The sequence below is a fragment of the Mesobacillus zeae genome, from assembly GCF_003570705.1.
GTDB classification, from domain to species: Bacteria; Bacillota; Bacilli; order Bacillales; family Cytobacillaceae; genus Mesobacillus_C; species Mesobacillus_C zeae.
Map to the genome: position 1 here is coordinate 10,947 of NZ_QWVT01000030.1, position 19,950 is coordinate 30,896.

Sequence of the window (19,950 nt, forward strand, 5' to 3'; positions counted from 1 at the left end):
AGGATCTTATTTATATTTCGATTTTCAGAATATCGAATTATATTGGTATATAATGTAATGGAATAAGGTTGGAGGTTTTTGAAATGTATGATTGGAAGAGATACTGGAGACACAGGGGAGTTACAATTAATTATGATTTTGAAGGACTTTTTGATGAAAGATTGAATTCAAATAAAATATGTCACTTATCAGATAAAGAAGATGAAAAATTATTAGTATTACTGGGTGAACCAGGCATAGGAAAAAGTAATACATTGTTTGCTGAATATGAATGGATTAAGAAAAACCACAAGGCAATTTTTATTAATCTACGAGACTATATAGATAGAAGATGGCTTGAAGAAAAGATTACTCTGACAGATGATTATTTTGAATGGAATCAAAATAATCGGAAGGAAAGAGTTTATATTTTTTTAGATGCTATAGATGAAGCGCTTATACAGACAAAACATAATGTTAATAATATATTGGATTATTTAGTATCCATTTATGAAGATAATCTTTTTATAAGAATGACTTGTAGATCCTCTGAATGGCCAGAATTTATTAGTTCTCGGCTTGTGGAAATCTTAAATGTTAAAAAAAGTGATTTTGAAGAAAAAAATATTTTAGTTCTAACCCCACTAACGTCAACGCAAATAGAGTTAGCTCTCAAAACTGAACGAATTAATTCTGAAATATTTTGGGGTACGGTGAAAAGTGCAAAAATATCATCTTTGACTATGCATCCTTATACCTTGAAAATGCTTTTGTCATTATACAAACGCGATAACTCAATACCAACTTCGAAGAAAGATTTATTTAGTAAAGGTGCAGAGATATTATGTCAGGAATATAATCAAACTAGGCAATTCTATAATTCACCAACTATTTCACATAGTGATTTATTAGAAATTGCTCAAATAATAGCGTTGGTTTCAATCATTTCAAGTAATTTAAATATTATTAATTCTACTTCGATTGAAAAAGCAAATGGATATTTAGAGTTGATAAAATTACAGCCGCAATTGGAGAAAAAATTTTCTAAGATTACATATGTATCTTTACAACAAACGTTAAAATCAAGTCTTTTTATTGATATAGGTCAAGGTTTATATACATGGTCTCATAAGATGATTTGTGAGTATTTAGCTGCGCAAGCTATCATTACTCTTAATATAGATTTAGAAGTTATAAAAAATCTATTTGTAATTAGATTGAGAGAGTACGTTTCGATTTCTAAAGAGTATTTGGGCGTAATTTCATGGTTATTGGATGAAAGAAAAGATTTATTAAATTTTATAATTGAATCTCAGCCTGAAATATTATTTGAAATCGAATTTGAAATCCCGATTGAATTAAGAGAAAAAGTGGTTAAAAATATTTTTTGGAAAATATCAATTGCAGACTATAAATCTAATGTTTACTTAGACAATAAGTATAAGTTTTTATATTTTGATGGAATAGAAGAACTTATTATAGAAAATTTTGAAGTCGGAGATAATAATGCGAAGTTAGAAGCTTTAAAGATAATTCAAGACTGTAATTTAGTTAAGCTTTACTTATTTGTAGAACAAGCTTCTAAAGAGATTAAGGATTATATGGTAATGAAAAATATCATCAAAACCTTAATTCAGTTAGCACCTAGTGAGAAAAAAATAAATGTATTGGAGTATTTAGAATTAGAAGATCCAGATGATGAGATTACGGGAATCGTTTTAAATGAACTATGGCCAAATTTTATATCTTTTAAAGATTTATTAAAAAATATTAGAATACCTCATAATACAAATTTTTTAGGGAGTTATAGGTCGCTATTATATAATTTGGAAAAAAGGGATTTTACAGTTGGTGAAATTTTAGATTTTACAGAGTATATTATAGAGAATTGTAAGATACCAGATGATTATGATCTGAATAAACTGACAGATAGGTTGTATTGCTCAGCTATTAAATTGGCTCAAATAGATGAATATAGAGATTCTATATTTAGATTTATTGAAGTTTTACTTTCTGATGATATAGAGTATGAAATCTATAGATATTTGTTTATTTTAAATACTGAAGATCGTAGACAGTTAATTGATTATTTAATGGAAACTTCCATTCCCTTAAATAGTTATGCAGGGATTTTAAAAGTTGAAGATATAGAGTGGATTATTGAAAACTTGGTTAATAAAAATAAAATTAGCAATTTATTAGTTATGGTAGTCAATCTATTAAAGAATGATATATATAATGACCAAGATTTATTTATGAAGCTAAATAAATTAATTATGAATAATAATTTTAATTCTCAAATAACTTGTTGCTTATTCGATGCTTGGGAGTTAGAAGACTATTATTCAAAGCATTATAAAAGACAATATTTAGAAAGTATAAAAATGGATAAAGAAGAAAAAGTTTCAATACCAACTATAGAAGAATTAATTGAAAAAATAGATTCAGGAGAATCTTCATATTGGGTACATTTGTTACAGAATATTAGTTTGGATAATTCGATATCTTATGAAAAATTAATTTCAAACTTCGATATTTTACCAGATACATTAAAATCTAAGATTATTGTACAAGCAAAAAACATGCTGGAAATAGACTTTAATCCTAATGAGTATTTAGAAAAAAGAAATTGGTCTTATTATGAGATTAGCCTATTTTATACCTTTAACTTGGTTTTTGAATATGAAAGAGAACATATTTCTAATATTTCAAAGGAAACTTTGAAAATCTGGTTAGCAGTAATAATAAATGCCCCTATTAATACAGGAAGTGTAGAGAAAGAACAGCAGAATAAAATAACTGACTATTTGTATGATTTAATTCCAGAGGAGTTTAACGAATTAATCATTTTGAGAATTAATATAATAAACAAAAAGTCAGACTACCCATATAGATTGAGCGAAGATATAAAAAAATATGGCAACCAAGTTATTTTCGATTACCTTAAAGATAATTTGTATAAACATAAAATAACTAATAAGAATTTATATCAAGAGATTTGTCGTTTATTAATTTCAGTGGGTCATAGGGATATTATTAGTTTCTTGAAAAAAGGAATATTAAAAATGTCGAGATTAGATATTGCAATTCAAACTGCAGAAGTACTGTTAGAACAGAATGAAGGATGGGAATGTGTATTTCCACAGATGATTGATTATCCAATGTTTTGTAAAGAAATTTTATTGGTAATTGCTAAATCTAGAATGAGGGATACTATATCTAATATACCAAAGCGGGATTATTTATTACTCTATCAGATGCTAGAAAATATTTATCCTGATATTAAGTTAGATAGAGTATTTAAGGATGGTGTTATGAGTGAGGAGGATCATATTCATTCACTAAAAAATTCTTTATTAAATGCTTTAATAGATGAGGCAACTATAGCTAGTTATAGAGATATAGAAACATTGAAACGGAATTTTAGTATGTACTCATATTGGGGAAATATATTACAAAATGCTAGAGAGACGTATTTTTCTAAAAATCCTATTAAGGTAAACCCGGAAGATTTCATTACAATATTAATGAATAGTAATTCTAGAATTGTTGAGACTGAAGAAGAATTAGTAAGCGTATTAATGAATGTACTGAATGCAGTTCAAAATGATTTACATGGTGAGAATTCTGAACTATTTTTATTGTGGATACCAAATGATAAATATATAAAGCCTAGGGGAGAAAATGAATTCTCTACATATTTAATGAATAGGATGAAACATCACGTTGAAAGACAAAATGTAATTCTAAATAGGGAGGTAGAGTGGCGACCATCAAGACCTAGTTCAGAAGGTGAGAGGACTGATATACATGTAAATGCCATAGCTCCGAATGGAAATAAAATTACTTGTATAATTGAAGTTAAAGGTAATTGGAATAAAGAATTGAAAACTGCTATGGTTAATCAATTAGCTGATAGATATTTAAAAGATTCTAGTACGTGTAGTGGAATCTATTTAGTAGCCTGGTTTGAAAGTGAAGAATGGGAAAAAGATTACAGGAAACCCCAACGCCCTTTTAAAGAAAAGCAAGTGGCGATTGATTTTTTTAATAATCAATCTGAAGAGTTAAATAAAAAGGGATATTATATAAAGCCTTACGTAATGAATTTACCTTATTAATCCCACCTATAATACCTTTTCCCAGAAGACTTCTTACGACCTTATTTGTACCGACTCTAGGTATGATTAGGACAATTTGCGTTCATTCGAGTCAAATTGAAAACACCTGAAGACGTGAGAAAACAACGTTTTTGGGTGTTTTTGTGTTTTTAAGAAGTCGTTAGAAAAACAATAGGATTTGATTTTATTTTTGATAAGAATATGCGTTAAAGTGTCAACAGCGTTTTAATTTTCCTCTTTTTTAACGGAATAAAATTCCCCATTTACACTGTTTCTGGTGTCAGGCTGGCAGGGAAAATCCCTGCCTTTTTCTTTTCTCTCAATCGATAAGAGTCTCCTTTGATGTTAAAGGTGACCGCATGATGTAGGAGCCGATCTAGAATAGCCGTTGCCAATACGTCATCTCCAAAGACTTTTCCCCATTCTACGTATGATTTATTCGACGTGAGAATCATCGCCCCATGTTCGTACCTTTTGGACACCACTTGAAAAAAGAGGTTAGCGGTTATGTCGCTGAAAGGAAAGTAACCGACTTCATCCATTACCAATAAATCCGGGCGGCTCAAACGGCGAACAAGCCGGGAAATGGTGTTTTGTTTCTCCGCCTTCCGGCACTCTGCTTCCAACTCATCGGCGGTAAGGAAAAGAACACGTTTCCCTTGTGTAAGCGCTTCTACCGCAAATGAAACGGCTAAATGGGTTTTCCCTACACCGGGAGGGCCAAGCAGGATTCGATTTTCTCCGTTGGCAATATACCGGCAGGTAAGGGTTTCTTTCACCCGCACTTCACTGATACTGGGCTGGAACGAAAAATCAAACTCATGGATAGTCTTCGTAAAGGGCAGCTTGGCCCTTTTGACTCGTTTCTGCAATTCATTGGACTGCCGGTTCTCCCATTCCCGTAAAACAACGGTGTCGAGAAACTCAAAATATGATACATTATCTCTTGAAGCACTTTCGACTAAGTCGTCCAAAAGGTGAGCCGTATGATTCCAGCCAAGCTGCTGTAATCGCTCTTCGAGCTGATTCTTCATGCGTGATCACCATCCTCATATAACGCATATGCGGCAAGGGGACGTGCTTCAACGTGTGAAGCTGGAGCAGTAGATGGTGAATCAGGGGTCGCCAAACCGTTGAGATTCACGTCTTTCTGCTCCCTTTCTTTTAATCCGTCATAGTGGCCAATTTGGACATGAACTGTTGCTTTGCCCGTCAGAATCGGATGCTGGGCTATGAGTTCCTGCTCATCATAGATTTCAATGTGATGATCTAGCGTAATTTTCAGTTTCACGGTCCGTCCGGCGTAGCGAAATGGAACGGAGTACTTCTTGCCAAGGTAGGAAACAAAACAATCCCGAGTTACTTCTCGCGTTTCCCAACGACTCGTTGGAAACAGAGGCTTACATCCCCAAGGCTGCAGGAGTTTCTGTTCCTCTTCCAATCGTTGAACCGGTGGTTCCTGTGTCGTCTGGTTTGGTTTCCGATTTGCAGTGCTGTCCAGCCATTTACGGACGTTCTCATTTAAGGCAGCGAGTGTCGGTTCATGTTTACGCTGGAAGAAGTTCTGCTTGAGGTATAAAACCGTTCGCTCGACTTTTCCTTTTGTCTGCGGACGCTTAGGCCGGAAGGCCTTTGGCACGATGCCATAATAGGCGAGGAAGTCTTCGAACTGGCGGTTAAAACGAATCTCTACTGGACTATGTTTCAGCACCACCGTTTTCATATTGTCGTAGAGAATCTGTTCCGGCACGCCATTGAAATAAGCGAACGCATTCATATGGCATTTCATGAGTGTTTCCAGCTTCATGTCCGTCGTGAACTCCACATACTTCATTCGGGAGTACCCAAGGATCATGACGAACGCATAGACATCCTTCGGGGTACCGTCTACATCATAGGCTCCGGCATAGGCCCAGTCTACCTGCGCCTGTTTGCCAGGTGGGGTTTCATATCGTAAGGTTGCCTGTTTCTTTGGCTGCTTTCGATGCGGGCGAACGAAGTCTCGTAGAATTGTCATCTGACAAATGAGTTTAGCGAGTACTTTAATTCTGGGATTTCTTGCTTTAAATTTCCTGACCATGCTGATCGTGTGTTATTACGTTAATCGGAACTGGGGAAGGATTGTTGATCAAACGGACCACCTTATCAATCTGGATTGGTAAGTTTGGAATAACAACGAAGCTTTGTATGATATTAAGCGGATTTTGAAGAAAGAGTGATAAGAGGGAAAAACAAATTGATAAGAAAATTGAAAACCTCAAACTTTTTAGCCTGAGGTTTTAGATAGGGGACGGTAGTTAGATTTTTGGATGAATAACTGGTATCTAATTAATATTTCTGCTTTTCTTATAACCAACGATAAACATCATAATCTAAAAAATCTAACTTACTTGTCCATCTAAGTCCGGAAAGCTCAGGTAAGAGATCTCTGTGATTTCCCCAATTGAGTATATGTATATCTTTTATTTCTGAATCAGGTAATGTTGATAAGCTTCTAGCATTATATGCTGGCTTATGAACATAAATCAGCAATCTCTCAGCTAAGTCAATTTGTTTTGACCACTGTTCCATTGAAGGAGTAGCAGCACCATGTAGTCGTCCAACATAAATCTTTAAATTATTAGAGTCATTTGTGTCTAGCCAATTTTCTTGAGAAATCCTTTTCCCTACTGTTTGGGAATCTGCCTTACCGATATATAAAAGAACATCTTTACCGTATACAGGATGCTTGCCATAAATCTGATAAATACCATAATCAGTTTCTTCATTCCTTAATGAAGGTAATTCTTCTTGTTTAAATGGTCCTTCCCAATCAATTTGAATTAAAAGAGTTTTTGCGATTGCCATTTAATCGACATCCTTTTAATAGAGGTTTAGCTAACAAAAAAGCCAGGATCTCTCCTGACTCAGCCACCTTAATTATACCAGAGGGATCCTGATGAGATTACAAGAAATAGCAATTAATCCTAGTACTATGAAATTTGAAATTGATATAAGTCTTTAGGTTTGTGTGCTCCTTGGACCTTATGGAAAAGCATTTCACTTTTTTACCAGCTTTAAATAGTTTATAATTATCAGAGAATAGAAGATTATTTCATCTGTAAATAATTATAATAGAATATGATATGGTTATAATTGAGACAAAAAAGAATGTTCCTGGGTGGCGCCTTGCTTTTTGTGACACCTAAGCAGGAGTGCTACTCTTTTTTGCAAATAAAGGGGATAAGGAAGGGTATTATGAGTAAGATACAGAAGGAAACAGACGTTATCTTAATTGGTGCCGGGGTCATGAGCGCGACTTTGGGATCATTACTGAAAGAGTTAGCACCGGAATGGGAAATCAAAGTGTTTGAGAAACTCGCAAACGCTGGAGAGGAAAGCTCCAACGAATGGAATAATGCAGGTACGGGCCATTCCGCGCTATGCGAGCTTAACTATACTTCCGAAAAATCTGACGGAGCTATAGATATTAGTAAAGCAATAAAAGTTAATGAACAGTTTCAGCTTTCAAGACAGTTTTGGTCTTATCTTGTAAACAGCAATCTGATCCGTAATCCACAGGACTTCATCATGCCAATCCCTCATATGAGTTTAGTACAAGGGGAAGAAAATGTATCATTTTTAAAGAAACGTTTTAAAGCGCTTTCAAACAATCCCCTATTCCAAGGGATGGAATTTTCCGATGATCCTGTAGAACTGAAGGAATGGATTCCGCTTATCATGGAAGGGCGTACATCAAGTGAACCGATAGCGGCAACAAAAATCGACTCTGGAACGGATGTTAACTTTGGTGCTCTAACACGCATGTTGTTTGATCACTTAAAGAGTAAAAACGTCGAGATTAACTACCAGCATAGTGTCAAGGATATCAAACGTACCAGCGACGGCTTGTGGGAAGTAAAAGTGCATGATATCGATAGCAGCAAAATCGAATACCATACTGCAAAATTCGTCTTTATCGGCGGTGGGGGCGGAAGCTTGCCTTTACTACAAAAAACCGGTATTCCTGAGTCAAAACATATTGGCGGATTCCCGGTAAGCGGACTATTTATGGTATGTAACAATCCGGAAGTCGTAGAGCAACATCATGGTAAAGTATATGGTAAAGCTAAAGTTGGTGCTCCTCCAATGTCTGTTCCGCACCTTGATACAAGATATATTGACAACAAAAAAACATTGCTGTTTGGACCGTTCGCCGGCTTCTCACCAAAGTTCTTAAAAACTGGTTCGAATTTTGATTTGTTAGGTTCCGTAAAACCTAATAATGTCATCACTATGTTGGCGGCAGGTGCAAAAGAGATGCCATTGACAAAATACCTGATTCAGCAAGTTATGTTATCGCATGAAAAGCGCATGGAAGAATTACGCGAGTTTATCCCGAACGCCAAAAAAGAGGACTGGGACATAGTGGTAGCAGGCCAACGCGTGCAAGTTATCAAAGATACTGAAGCATCCGGTAAGGGAACACTTCAATTTGGTACGGAAGTTGTCAGTTCAGGTGATGGCTCGATCGCTGCATTGCTCGGTGCTTCTCCGGGTGCTTCTACCGCCGTTCACGTTATGCTTGAGGTATTAGAAAAATGCTTCCCACAACATATGATGGAGTGGGGACTGAAAATAAAAGAAATGATCCCTTCTTATGGCATGTCACTAGTGGAAAACCCAGAGCTTTTACAGGAAATTCAAACATCAACAGCACAGACGCTTGGTCTAGCCGAAAAAGAATTGGCCTATAGTTAATTCTTTGGAAGTAGAAACCAACCAAGGTATTGAATGAAAAAGTTTAAGCAACATTTCTCATTAGTGGACAATCGTTTCATATTGCAGAAGGGATTTCGAGTTCGTCAATGCCGAATTGTGTAGGCATACCCGCCATTTTCAGTTGCTGCAAGGATTTAGATGAAAAGAACCAGCATGGAAAACATGCTGGTTCTTTTCATCTTTATTTCTTTTTAGTTAGAAGCTTTTCGAGATCATCGAGCATAATGTTTGCGGCAGCAACGCCACCAGATGTGTTCCAGGTTGCATCGCTTACTTGATACGCATTTCCGTTTTTAACGGCATTCAAGTTTTTCCAAAGCGGATCGTTTGTCCATTCTTTTGCGGTGTTCAAAGCTTCTTTGTCTCCCTCAGGAGCATAGGTGAAATAGAATATAGCGTCACCATCCATTTTTGGGGTAACCTCTTTGCCTACTTCAACAGCAAGATTGCCAAGCTTATTGTCCGGGGTGAAAAGCTCTGCCTGATGTTCGGGGTGTTTCATCCCGAGCTGGTCAAAAATAACTCCTGAAAATGATTCTGTGTAATAAATACGCGTTTTTCCTGCCATGAAACGGACAACTGAGACTTTCTTGTTAACTTGGTCACCCAGATTTTTTTTGACCTCTTCGACATGTGCATCAAAGTCGTCAATCACCTTGTTTCCTTTATCTTCAAGGTTTAAAGCTTTTGCATACAATGAAAAGTTTTCTTTCCAATCTCCTCTTAGAGTTTCAGAGAACACTGTAGGCGCGATGGCGTTAAGCTGGCTGTAAACAGCTTCCTGACGCAGTTTGTTCCCGATGATGAGATCAGGCTTTAGGGCTGCGATTGCTTCGAGGTTTACTTCACTTTCTGTTCCAACTACTTGAACGCCATCCATTTGGTCTTTAATATGGTCATACCATGGATCGCCGAGCCATGACTGCACTGCCCCCACCGGTTTTATTCCGAGAGCCAGCAATGCTTCAGTGCCTTCATTTGTAAGGATGACAATTTTTTTCGGAGCCTTATCCAATTTTGTCGTTCCCATAGCATGCTCAACGGTATAGGCTGTGCGATCCGTCTTTTCACCTTTCTTGTCTGAAGCGGTTTCTTCCGTATTATTCCCACAAGCAGCAAGAAGAAAGAGGGCAATGATTGAAAACATTGCGATTATTTGTTTCATACCTTTCATGTGATGTATCCTCCCTAATAATATTGATAATCATTATCAATTACATCCTGTATTTTAGAATGAACGCATAACTAAGTCAACTGTTAAATAAAAAATCTCAGCAAGTAATTTCCGTTTTAAAAAAGTTCCCTTTTTTAACTGAAAATGATTATCATAGTCATTGACATAGAACGCCTATTTAACTAGACTTTATGTAGTGAGAAAATGGAGTAAGTGGATTGGAAAGGATAACCATGCTATTAAAAAACACAGGTCAGAAGTGGTTAGGCTTCTTGATCGCTATCATCATTCTTTTATTTTTAATGTGCGCAAGCATTGTGTATGGATATACAGATACAACCTGGAGCACAGCCATCGACGCTTTCGTCAATTTCAACGGATCAAATGAGCATATTGTCATCGAATCTGTAAGGCTGCCGCGCTCATTAATTGCAGCTGCAGTCGGCGCTAGCTTGGCCATTGCGGGTGTACTGATGCAGACGCTGACGAGAAATCCACTGGCATCTCCCGATATTTTGGGCGTCAATGCCGGTGCCGGCGCAGCCGTGGTCGTGGCTGTCACTGTCTTTGGCAACTCCAATCTAGAACTTTTCACATGGCTGTCGTTTTTAGGGGCGGCTGTGGCTTCCGTAAGTGTTTATGCTGTTGGATCTATAGGCAGGGAAGGATTAACCCCGATGAAGCTTACCCTTGCCGGGGCAGCAATTACAGCAATGTTCGCTTCCATTACCCAGGGCGTTCTGGTTTTAAGCGAAGCTGTCCTTGAAGAGGTACTGTTTTGGTTGGCAGGCTCTGTGGCCGGAAGGAAATTGGAAAACTTGACGGCTGTTCTGCCATATTTAGCTGCAGGCTGGATTTTTTCATTGCTGTTGACCGCAAAATTGAATGTTTTATCAATGGGCGAGGATGTTGCTAAAGGACTGGGAGTCAATACGGGACTATTAAAAATTGGCATTGGGGCGATCATTATCATGCTTTCCGGGGGAGCGGTGGCCATTGCCGGTCCTATCGGATTTATCGGGATTGTTATTCCTCATCTTGCACGTTCTATCGTTGGAATGGATCATCGATGGGTGATCCCTTATTCCGGTGTCCTTGGTGGTGTGCTTTTGCTTTTGGCTGATATTTCATCAAGATATATCATCATGCCCCAGGAAGTTCCGGTCGGGGTGATGACAGCAATCATAGGCACCCCATTTTTTATTTACATTGCCAGGAAGGGGTTCAATAGGCAATGAGGAATTACAAAAGCTATCGTTTATTGAATGAAAGAATAACTTATCTGCTGGACCGCCGGGCAATGCGTGTATTTGGTGTACTTTTACTTGTAACGGGTGCGCTAATTATATTCAGTACGGGGCTTGGGGAAATGAAAATAAACCCTTTGGATGTTTTCAAGGTGTTCTTTGGCGGAGGCACTGAAATGGAAAGGCTCGTAGTGCAAACGTTCCGGCTGCCCAGGATTATGGTTGCGCTATTGGCTGGTATGGGTCTTGCTGCGGCAGGGGGAATCCTTCAGGGAATGATCCGGAATCCGCTGGCATCGCCTGATATGTTGGGGATTACCAGTGGAGCTTCAGTTGCCGTAGTCGCGTTTTTGGCATTCTTTAGTGATAAAAATCATTCCTTGACGGTAAGTATACACTGGATGCCAGTCGCCGCGTTTGCTGGTGCATCTGTTGTGGCTTTTCTTGTTTATTTACTGGCATGGAAAAACGGTGTATCGCCGATTCGCCTCGTCCTGATTGGGATCGGAGTTATGTCTTTAATGAAAGCCTTAACCACGATGATGATGGTTCTGGGGCCTATCTACCAAACAAGCCAGGCGAACATTTGGATCATCGGGACAGTATATGGATCAACCTGGAAAAACGTCGCCATCCTTGCTCCGTGGACAATCAGCTTTCTATTAATTGCATTCATTTATGCAAGGAATGTCAATGTACAGGAGCTTGGTGATGATGTAGCGATGGGTCTTGGGGAGCGGGTGCAGAAGCAGCGGTTCATTTTGCTTCTGGTCAGTACAGCATTAATTGCCGGATCAGTTGCATTTGCCGGCGGAATAAGCTTTATTGGCTTAATGGCGCCACATATGGCAAGAAGGCTTGTTGGTCCCGGCTTTGGTGCGTTATTGCCAGTTTCAGCACTCCTTGGCGGAATTATGATAATGGGAGCTGATTTAGTTGGGCGCATGCTATTTTCTCCGCTTGAAATCCCGGCAGGCGTCTTTACCGCCAGTATTGGAGCACCTTATTTTATATATTTGCTTTATAAAACCCGGAATTCCTAGAGGCCTTTTGTTATTAGATTACGGACACCTCTGCAAAATATACTTTCATCTGCATTTTATGCAGGCATGCGCCAATGGACAAGAACAAGTTATTTAAAAAGGTGGGAGTAAAATGAGTCAGGCTGTTGAAACGAAAAAACTGACGCTTTCATATGGTGACGCCATTATCATAAAGGAACTGGACCTTCAGATTCCTAAAGGAGAAATAACTGTTTTTATTGGAGGGAACGGTTGTGGAAAATCGACACTCCTTCGGTCGATTGCCCGTTTGCTGAACCCGAAGTCTGGGGCTGTTTTACTTGAAGGGTCTGCCATTTCTAGTATGTCAACCAAAGAGGTGGCTAAAAGGATGGCGATTTTGCCGCAATCACCATCAGCTCCGGAGGGCCTTACCGTTTTGCAGCTTGTCAGGCAGGGAAGATATCCCCATCAATCATGGCTTAAGCAATGGTCTGCAGAAGATCAGTCCAAGGTACAGGCTGCCTTAAAAGCGACAGGTCTTGAGGAATTGCAGGACCGTGCGGTGGATTCCTTGTCAGGAGGGCAGCGCCAGCGGGCTTGGATTGCCATGACGCTCGCTCAGGATACTGATATCATTCTCCTTGATGAACCAACCACCTATCTTGATATGACACATCAAATAGAAATACTTGACCTCCTGTTTGAATTGAATGAACAAGAAGGACGGACAGTGGTCATGGTTCTTCATGATTTGAACTTAGCCTGTCGCTATGCCCATCATATTGTGGCCATCAAGGACCAAAATATCTATGCCCAGGGGAAACCTGAACAGGTAATCAATACCACGATGGTAAAGCATGTCTTTGGCATGGAGTGTGAAGTGGCAACGGACCCGCTGTTCGGTACTCCGCTTTGCATTCCGTACGGCAGAGGAAGGTGTATCATCCAGACGGCGGCGGCTGCCAGTGGCGGTTAAATTAACGTTAAAGGAAGCAGAAAAGCTTGAGCGCTTCCGCTTTTCTTCCAATGCAGATATCCAGGCTCCTGCTGTAAATATCGGCCACATTATTGATAAGGCAAAAGTTCATCAGTTCCTAAAAGAGGTCCAACAGGAAGTCCAGGCACCTGATTTGAGGGTAGCCGCCTCCGTTTTTACGAAGCGCTTCGCCTTTGTAGCAGTGATTTATTTATACGCGCTGACGGTTTGGAACAAAAGGCTGCTATTATCTTTAGATGCAGTTATACTTATAAACAATAAGAGCAAAGGCAATTGGCTGCCTGAGTATTATGTCAAAAACCTAGAAGCGGTAGAATTTCAAGGGGGGGACAGGGAAGAGTGGCGAAAGGAAGCATTAGAGCATCTGTTTCAGCATATTGTATTTCCTGTTCTTGACTCACTCGCAAACGCTGGCCAAGTTTCAAAATTAGTTTTGTGGGAAAATATTGCTGTATATATATTTTGGCTTTATGAAAATGTACTTGAACAATCCTCTGATCCGCGAATACAAAGCGATTTTGATTATATTGTCAATTTGGCACCGGGGAGCCTGTTCGGCAAGTGCAGTCGGAATCCCCTCAAAAATAGTAAGCCTGTATTGTCAAAGGACTTAAATGAAACAGTCCGCATCAGGAAATCTTGCTGTTTTTCGTATCAGCTGGGAGAAAAGCAGACTTACTGTAAGATATGTCCCTTATCCTGCCGGCAATTAATGAAAAATTAAAATAGATTTCTTTTGTGGTAGACTTCTTTTGCAGTTTTTCAGGGCATTTTTGAAAAAATCGTGGCTGGATTTTGATTTTTTATGGAAGAAAACGATTTATGAATATAATGGAGTACAGATAAAGGCCTTCCGTTAAAACTGACGGAAGGCCTTTTGTTATTCGTTCTATTAGTACAACGTATAAACTGTTATAAAATTACCCCACTCGTGTCCCATTTGGCACGGGCTTTTCTGGCTGTGCAAGAACGGGCACTATGCCGTCAGCATATCCGATATCAAAAAGCATTCCCTCAGAAACTTCGCCCGCCATTTTCTTTGGAGCCAGGTTGACGACAAACAGGGCTTGTTGGCCTTCGATTTCTTTTGGATTTTCTCTTTCACCCTTGATGCCTGCAAGTATTGTCCGTGTAAAGTCGCCGAAATCAACGGTAAGCTTCATAAGCTTATTGGATTTCTCCACATCTTCCACTGATTTGATTGTTCCTACCCTGATATCAATTTGATCAAGTATATCAAAAGTGATATTTTCTTTGACTGGACTAGTCATGTTATTTTCTCCCTTGTAATGATTATATTCATTATAACTCCATTGCCGATTATCCTGCATTTCAGATCACAATAAATCGGGTGAAGAGAGTTAAGCAAACACTGTCATGAAAAGATACCAGTCTAATCCAGCCATGCCTGCACTGAAAAACAAAAGCCCTAGGCAATGCTATATCTCTTGTAAATCTTAAAAAATAGATACCCAATCCTATCATGACAAGGCCTAACAGGATGGCTGCTAAGACTATTAAAATATTAATATATCCCTGCTTCCTTCAATAAGGTGACCATCAATCATTTTAGGACATCCTGTACTTGGGAAATATCGCACAGGCAATACGGCAGGCTGGTTTTCTATTATAATATAACTGTCAAAATAGTCTTTACATTCTCTTCGAAAAGAACCCTAATACTTTTAACAAAATTAGGATAACATTGAAATCAAGTTATTCAGCAAAATTAGGTTTCTACCAAAAACTCATTCAGGAGGGGAAATACTTGAAAAAAAGTCGGAATAAAGCTCTGTTATGGTCATTTATCTGTTTTACTGCCATTATTCTTTTGATTCAGCCTTTTCAATCCTCGTTCACGAACGCAGCTGCAGGGAGCGGGACTTGGTCCTCACCTTATTCTGTTTCACAGGGGATTAACAATCAGAATAATACGAGCAAAACGGTCCAGGGTTATGTGGTTGGACAGCCTACCGCTACCAGTACGGTCGTTACCAGCAATTTTCCCAATGATTATGCAATTGCACTGGCGGACAGTCCAACCGAGAAAAATACCGCTAACATGCTCTACGTTCAAATTCCATCTTCCTTCCGGTCCGCTTATGGTTTAAACACAAATCCTTCTTTAATGGGATCCAGTGTAAAAGTGACCGGGGCACTGACAGCTTATTACTCCCATGCTGGGGTGAAAAATGCAACAGCCTTCGAAAAGTTAGGGGGTGGAACACCAACTCCTGAACCGGATCCAGGGACGCCTGCCCCAAGTGATGGTTATTATGATGCTGCCACTGGAAAAACAGGCAGTGCTTTAAAGACTGCACTGCACAATATCATTGATGACCACACAGAATTATCCTATTCAGATGTCTGGGATGCACTTCGATTGACTGATGAAGACCCGAATAACCAAAATAATGTCATCCTGCTTTATACAGGACGGTCACAAGGGAAATATACAAATGGCTCCGGGGTCAATGATTGGAATCGGGAACATGTATGGGCAAAATCACACGGAGACTTTGGAACAGTAATGGGTGCAGGAACGGATTTGCATCATTTGCGTCCGACTGATGTCAGCGTCAACAGTTCAAGAAGTAATCTTGATTTTGATAATGGCGGTACTCAACATTCCGAGGCGCTAGGAAACTATTATGACTCTGACTCGTGGGAGCCAAGGGATAGTGTCAAAGGTGATGTAGCCCGGATGCTGTTCTATATGGCAGTCCGCTATGAGGGAGACAGTGGCGAGCTTGATTTAGAATTAAATAATCTAGTCAACAATGGCACTGCACCTTATCATGGAAAACAATCTGCTTTGGTTCAATGGCATAAAGAGGATCCTGTCGACGACCTTGAGCGGAAAAGAAACGAAATCATATACTCCAAGTACCAGCATAACCGCAATCCATTCATCGACCATCCCGAGTGGGTATCGGCAATCTGGCAATAAAAAACGATAGGAAAGGCCTTCCATCAGTTTACCGAACTGGTGGAAGGCCTTTTCTTTATTTTTACATGGATGGCAAGGGGGGCATCGTCGGTAATCAGGTGTAATTAATTATACAAATTTTTATATAAAGCTTGTCAGTAAACAAACGATATTTAGTGTGTAGCCAATTCATGTTGTCATACCTATGTTTTTTTGATCTTTGGAGGGTTTGAATGAAGAACATCAGGAATAAAATGATTATTCGTTTTTTTAAGGGCAGTACATGATGACATCTAACGGTTTTTATTAGATAAAAGCCCATATAAAATTTCTTGGAATATAGAAGGAAGCCGGAGGAAATAAAATGAAGCTGAAGTTGAATATGCAAATTTTCATATTTTTATTCGGATTATCGATACTAGCTGTTGGTATTATATCTTTTTCAAGTTATGAGATTAAATCATCAAATAGCCAAGTCAATAATTTAATAAACAAAGACTTGTTATTTTTAACGGACACGAAAGAGATTTATACTCAGGGACTGCAACGGGGACAAGCTGTCAGAAATGTTATTCTGAATCCCAAGGATCAAAAGGCGAAAGAAAATTTTGTGCAAGCCGCTGATGAGTCTCTTAAGATCTTTGATAATTTGTCAGCTATTTCAGCTGATTATGGATTAGCAGAGCAAATAAATAAATTAAAAACCTTGACTGAGAAAGATATACAACTCCAGAAGCAAGTAATTGCAAGTTCACAAGAAAATAAAGGTGCTGCATTAAAAATAATAAAAGACGAAGAGACTCCTGTATGGAGGACTCTTAAAGAGGATTATTTCACAGTTGAGAAAGACGTAATAAAAATTTTCGAGAAACATGAGAAAGAAAACAACCGGAAAATGGAGTTCAATTTAACGGTCATTTATATTTTATTGGGTGTTTTCGTGATTGTGGCTGTTCTTCTATTTTTTTATATGCGTAAAATTATTACCATCCCGATCACTCTCTTGAGCAAGGAGGTCAACCGTTTATCCAATGGAGATCTGACAATCGAACCGATGGAGTCGAAAGATAAAGATGAAATAGGGATACTGATCACATCATTTAACAGGATGATTTTTGATTTTAGGAATATGGTTTCCCAGATAAAAAGTTCAGCAGAGAATGTAGCCGCTTCATCGGAAGAATTGATGGCTGGAGCCGAACAAACTAATAGAGCAACAGAACATATCGCTTCAACAATGGAAGAATTGGCGGCAAGTACTGAGGATCAAGTAAACGGCGTCAGAGAAACTTCCTCTATCATTCATAATATGACTGATGGGTTAAAAGAAATATCTTCCCGGACAAAAACTGTGTCCGATTTTTCAATCGGAACAAGAGACAGGTCACTGTCTGGACAGACCTCCATCACAAGGGTTACAGAACAAATGAGTTCTATCAATCAAAAGGTTGATGAACTTTCCATTCTATTAAAAGGTTTAGGCTCTCGTTCATTAGAGATAGGAAAAATAATTGAGGTAATAACCAGCATTGCGGCTCAAACAAACTTACTCGCCCTAAATGCCGCGATTGAAGCTGCGAGGGCAGGGGAACATGGACGTGGCTTCGCAGTAGTTGCTGATGAGGTTAGAAAGCTGGCTGAACAGTCAGCGGGTTCCGCGCAGCAGATCGCCCAATTAGTCACGTTTATCCAAACTGAAACTCAGCTGGCAGTATCTTCAATGGAGTCAGTAACAAATGAAGTTGTCCAAGGGATAGATGCAGTAAATGGAGCTGGAGATTCTTTTGAGCAGATAAAGGAGTCTGTTAATGAAGTTGTCGAACAGCTTCATGAAATTTCAAATGCTGTTGAGCAATTAAATCAAGGGACAAATACGGTGGTTCAATCCATGAATACTGTTTCCCGGGTTGTGGAAGAGAACTCAGCAGGTTCCCAAAGTGTTTCAGCAGCAGTTGAAGAACAGCTTGCATCACTTGAAGAAATCTCCTCATCAGCATCAGATTTAGCAAACATGTCTGAAGAACTGAATGTTTCTATAGGGAAATTTAAAGTATAGAACACGAAAAACTGATAGTAAATCTGGAATCTGGGTTTGCTATCTATCCGAGACTATCTCCTAACAAGGGGGATAGTCTTTTTTCAATATAAAGGAACCGCAAAAAAGATTCCGTTAAATCTAAGCCAAATTAGAGGTTTGTATAGAGAATAAAAAGGAACGATGACACGAGAGAGTATAGTTTGCTTTTTCCAGTGCATCTTAATATTGAAAAAGGGATGGAGGTTCTCGGACTTGGTTACCCTAGAAGATTTAATCATTGCACGTGAAAAAATGAAGGGAATTGTTCACACAACCCCACTGGATTATTCAAAAACTTTCAGCAGCATATCGTCCAATAACGAAGTGTATTTAAAGCTTGAAAATTTGCAGAAAACCGGCTCCTTTAAAGTAAGGGGGTCTTATAATAAGCTGATTTCATTATCGAAAGAGGATTTACAGAAAGGGGTTATTGCAGCCTCCGCTGGAAATCATGCACAAGGTGTTGCCTATTCAAGCCAAATGCTAGGGATTCCTTGTACGATTGTTATGCCGAAGGGTGCTCCACTTAGCAAAGTATTAGCCACGAGGCAATATGGAGCAGAGGTGCAGCTGCAAGGTAAGGTGTTTGATGATGCTCTGGCTTATGCGCTGGAACTAAAAGAACGTATGGGAGCAACCTTTGTCCATGCTTTTGATGACGATGCTGTTATTGCTGGTCAAGGTACCGTAGGCTTGGAAATATTGGAACAGCTACCTGATGTTGAAGCGATTTTATGTCCTGTCGGAGGCGGAGGACTGATTGCAGGTCTTGCCTTGGCAGTTAAAGAGAAAAACCCAGGTATTCGTGTTTATGGTGTACAAACTCTTGCATGTCCCAGTATGAAACAGTCGTTATTAGAAAAAAAGCCTGTCATGGTGGAATCCACTCCTACTATGGCAGATGGAATTGCAGTCAGGAAACCAGGAGAGCACACCTTTGAACTTGTGCAAAAATATGTGGATGATATTTTTTGTGTAGATGAAATGGAAATAGCTAGGACAATGCTCATGGTGTTAGAACGTAATAAGCTGCTAGTTGAAGGATCCGGTGCCAGCTCTTTAGCTGCTCTTTTATATGGAAAAGTGAATATTCATGAGAAGAAAGTGGTTGCTGTATTAAGTGGCGGAAACGTTGATATGAATTTTATTTCACGTATCATTGAACGTGGAATGGTTGAGTCTGGAAGATATGCGAGTTTTACAATGATCTTAAAAGACAAACCAGGTGAACTGCAAAGAGTGTTGAGCTCTATTACAGAATTGGATGCAAATGTTCAATCTGTTATTCTCCATCATGCAGGTGAGCATATTTATCCAGGGTATGCGCAACTGGAGTTATCATTAGAGACGAAGAATCATGATCATATTGAAGTACTAAATAAAGCGTTGAAAAACAAGGGATACGATGTGAAAAACAATTCCTGATGAATCCTTGGAAAATTAATTTTTGTTATATCCTAAACTAATTAGTGACAGGAATAAATAAAAAATCCTATTACATACCTCTAATTTCTTATTTACGAAAATTTTACCAATTTTTGATTTACTTCTTTATAAAGAACGATTATAATTCATTTGGATTCAGTTAATCCTTTTGTGTTACAGCTCAACTATATATTTAGCAACGTACAAATTTTACTTACTTTAAAAGGGGAGATGGG

Annotated in this window: 14 protein-coding genes; 9 read left to right on the forward strand and 5 right to left on the reverse strand. The window is 38.7% G+C overall.

Going from position 1 to position 19,950, the window contains the following annotated elements:
- Positions 1–83 precede the first annotated feature (83 nt).
- On the forward strand, positions 84–4,100 hold the full coding sequence (locus D1970_RS17550; RefSeq protein ID WP_119114170.1) for an NACHT domain-containing protein: 4,017 nt from the start codon (positions 84–86) through the stop codon (positions 4,098–4,100).
- Between the two features lie 263 nt (positions 4,101–4,363).
- Here D1970_RS17550 and istB read toward each other — a convergent pair whose 3' ends face one another.
- The 3 genes from istB to D1970_RS17565 form a co-directional block, all read right to left on the reverse strand.
- Positions 4,364–5,134, reverse strand: coding sequence for an IS21-like element helper ATPase IstB (gene istB / locus D1970_RS17555; RefSeq protein WP_119114171.1), 771 nt, complete (start codon positions 5,132–5,134; stop codon positions 4,364–4,366).
- The gene (istA, locus tag D1970_RS17560) at positions 5,131–6,117 is read right to left on the reverse strand and encodes an IS21 family transposase (protein ID WP_374978563.1); all 987 of its coding nucleotides are present in this window, start codon (positions 6,115–6,117) and stop codon (positions 5,131–5,133) included. The genes istB and istA overlap by 4 nt, the downstream gene beginning before the upstream one ends.
- A 329-nt stretch (positions 6,118–6,446) precedes the next feature.
- On the reverse strand, positions 6,447–6,947 hold the full coding sequence (locus D1970_RS17565) for a hypothetical protein (RefSeq protein ID WP_119114172.1): 501 nt from the start codon (positions 6,945–6,947) through the stop codon (positions 6,447–6,449).
- A 390-nt stretch (positions 6,948–7,337) separates the two neighbouring features.
- Here D1970_RS17565 and D1970_RS17570 point away from each other — a divergent pair, with 390 nt between their 5' ends.
- Positions 7,338–8,840: a malate:quinone oxidoreductase gene (locus D1970_RS17570; protein ID WP_119114173.1), complete on the forward strand. Its 1,503-nt coding sequence runs from the start codon at positions 7,338–7,340 to the stop codon at positions 8,838–8,840.
- Between the two features lie 202 nt (positions 8,841–9,042).
- Here the strand turns inward: D1970_RS17570 and D1970_RS17575 are convergent, their stop codons facing one another.
- Positions 9,043–10,035, reverse strand: coding sequence for an ABC transporter substrate-binding protein (locus D1970_RS17575; protein ID WP_119114174.1), 993 nt, complete (start codon positions 10,033–10,035; stop codon positions 9,043–9,045).
- 233 nt (positions 10,036–10,268) lie between these two features.
- Here D1970_RS17575 and D1970_RS17580 point away from each other — a divergent pair, with 233 nt between their 5' ends.
- The 4 genes from D1970_RS17580 (at position 10,269) to D1970_RS17595 (ending at position 14,007) form a co-directional block, all read left to right on the forward strand.
- Positions 10,269–11,273 carry a FecCD family ABC transporter permease gene (locus tag D1970_RS17580; protein WP_119114199.1) on the forward strand — a complete coding sequence of 335 codons (1,005 nt, stop codon included), beginning with the start codon at positions 10,269–10,271 and terminating at the stop codon, positions 11,271–11,273.
- Complete coding sequence (locus tag D1970_RS17585; protein WP_119114175.1) at positions 11,270–12,325, forward strand: FecCD family ABC transporter permease; 1,056 nt, start codon at positions 11,270–11,272, stop codon at positions 12,323–12,325. The genes D1970_RS17580 and D1970_RS17585 overlap by 4 nt, the downstream gene beginning before the upstream one ends.
- 112 nt (positions 12,326–12,437) lie before the next feature.
- Positions 12,438–13,262: an ABC transporter ATP-binding protein gene (locus D1970_RS17590; RefSeq protein ID WP_119114176.1), complete on the forward strand. Its 825-nt coding sequence runs from the start codon at positions 12,438–12,440 to the stop codon at positions 13,260–13,262.
- Entirely contained in the window at positions 13,252–14,007 is a 756-nt protein-coding gene (locus D1970_RS17595) for an IucA/IucC family C-terminal-domain containing protein (RefSeq protein WP_181213481.1), read from the forward strand. The genes D1970_RS17590 and D1970_RS17595 overlap by 11 nt, the downstream gene beginning before the upstream one ends.
- Positions 14,008–14,203: 196 nt before the next feature.
- On the opposite strand, the gene D1970_RS17600 is transcribed toward D1970_RS17595, so the two are convergent.
- Positions 14,204–14,554, reverse strand: coding sequence for a tRNA-binding protein (locus tag D1970_RS17600; RefSeq protein WP_119114178.1), 351 nt, complete (start codon positions 14,552–14,554; stop codon positions 14,204–14,206).
- Between the two features lie 560 nt (positions 14,555–15,114).
- Between D1970_RS17600 and D1970_RS17605 the strand changes: the two genes are divergently transcribed.
- The 3 genes from D1970_RS17605 to ilvA all read left to right on the forward strand — a co-directional run bounded on the left by D1970_RS17605 (position 15,115) and on the right by ilvA (position 19,714).
- Entirely contained in the window at positions 15,115–16,233 is a 1,119-nt protein-coding gene (locus tag D1970_RS17605) for an endonuclease (protein ID WP_374978564.1), read from the forward strand.
- 343 nt (positions 16,234–16,576) lie between these two features.
- Positions 16,577–18,268, forward strand: a complete 1,692-nt coding sequence (locus D1970_RS17610; RefSeq protein WP_119114180.1) for a methyl-accepting chemotaxis protein — start codon at positions 16,577–16,579, stop codon at positions 18,266–18,268.
- A 273-nt stretch (positions 18,269–18,541) separates the two neighbouring features.
- A complete protein-coding gene (gene ilvA / locus D1970_RS17615; protein WP_374978565.1) occupies positions 18,542–19,714 on the forward strand; it encodes a threonine ammonia-lyase in 1,173 nt (390 codons plus the stop codon).
- The last annotated feature ends 236 nt before the right edge of the window (positions 19,715–19,950 follow it).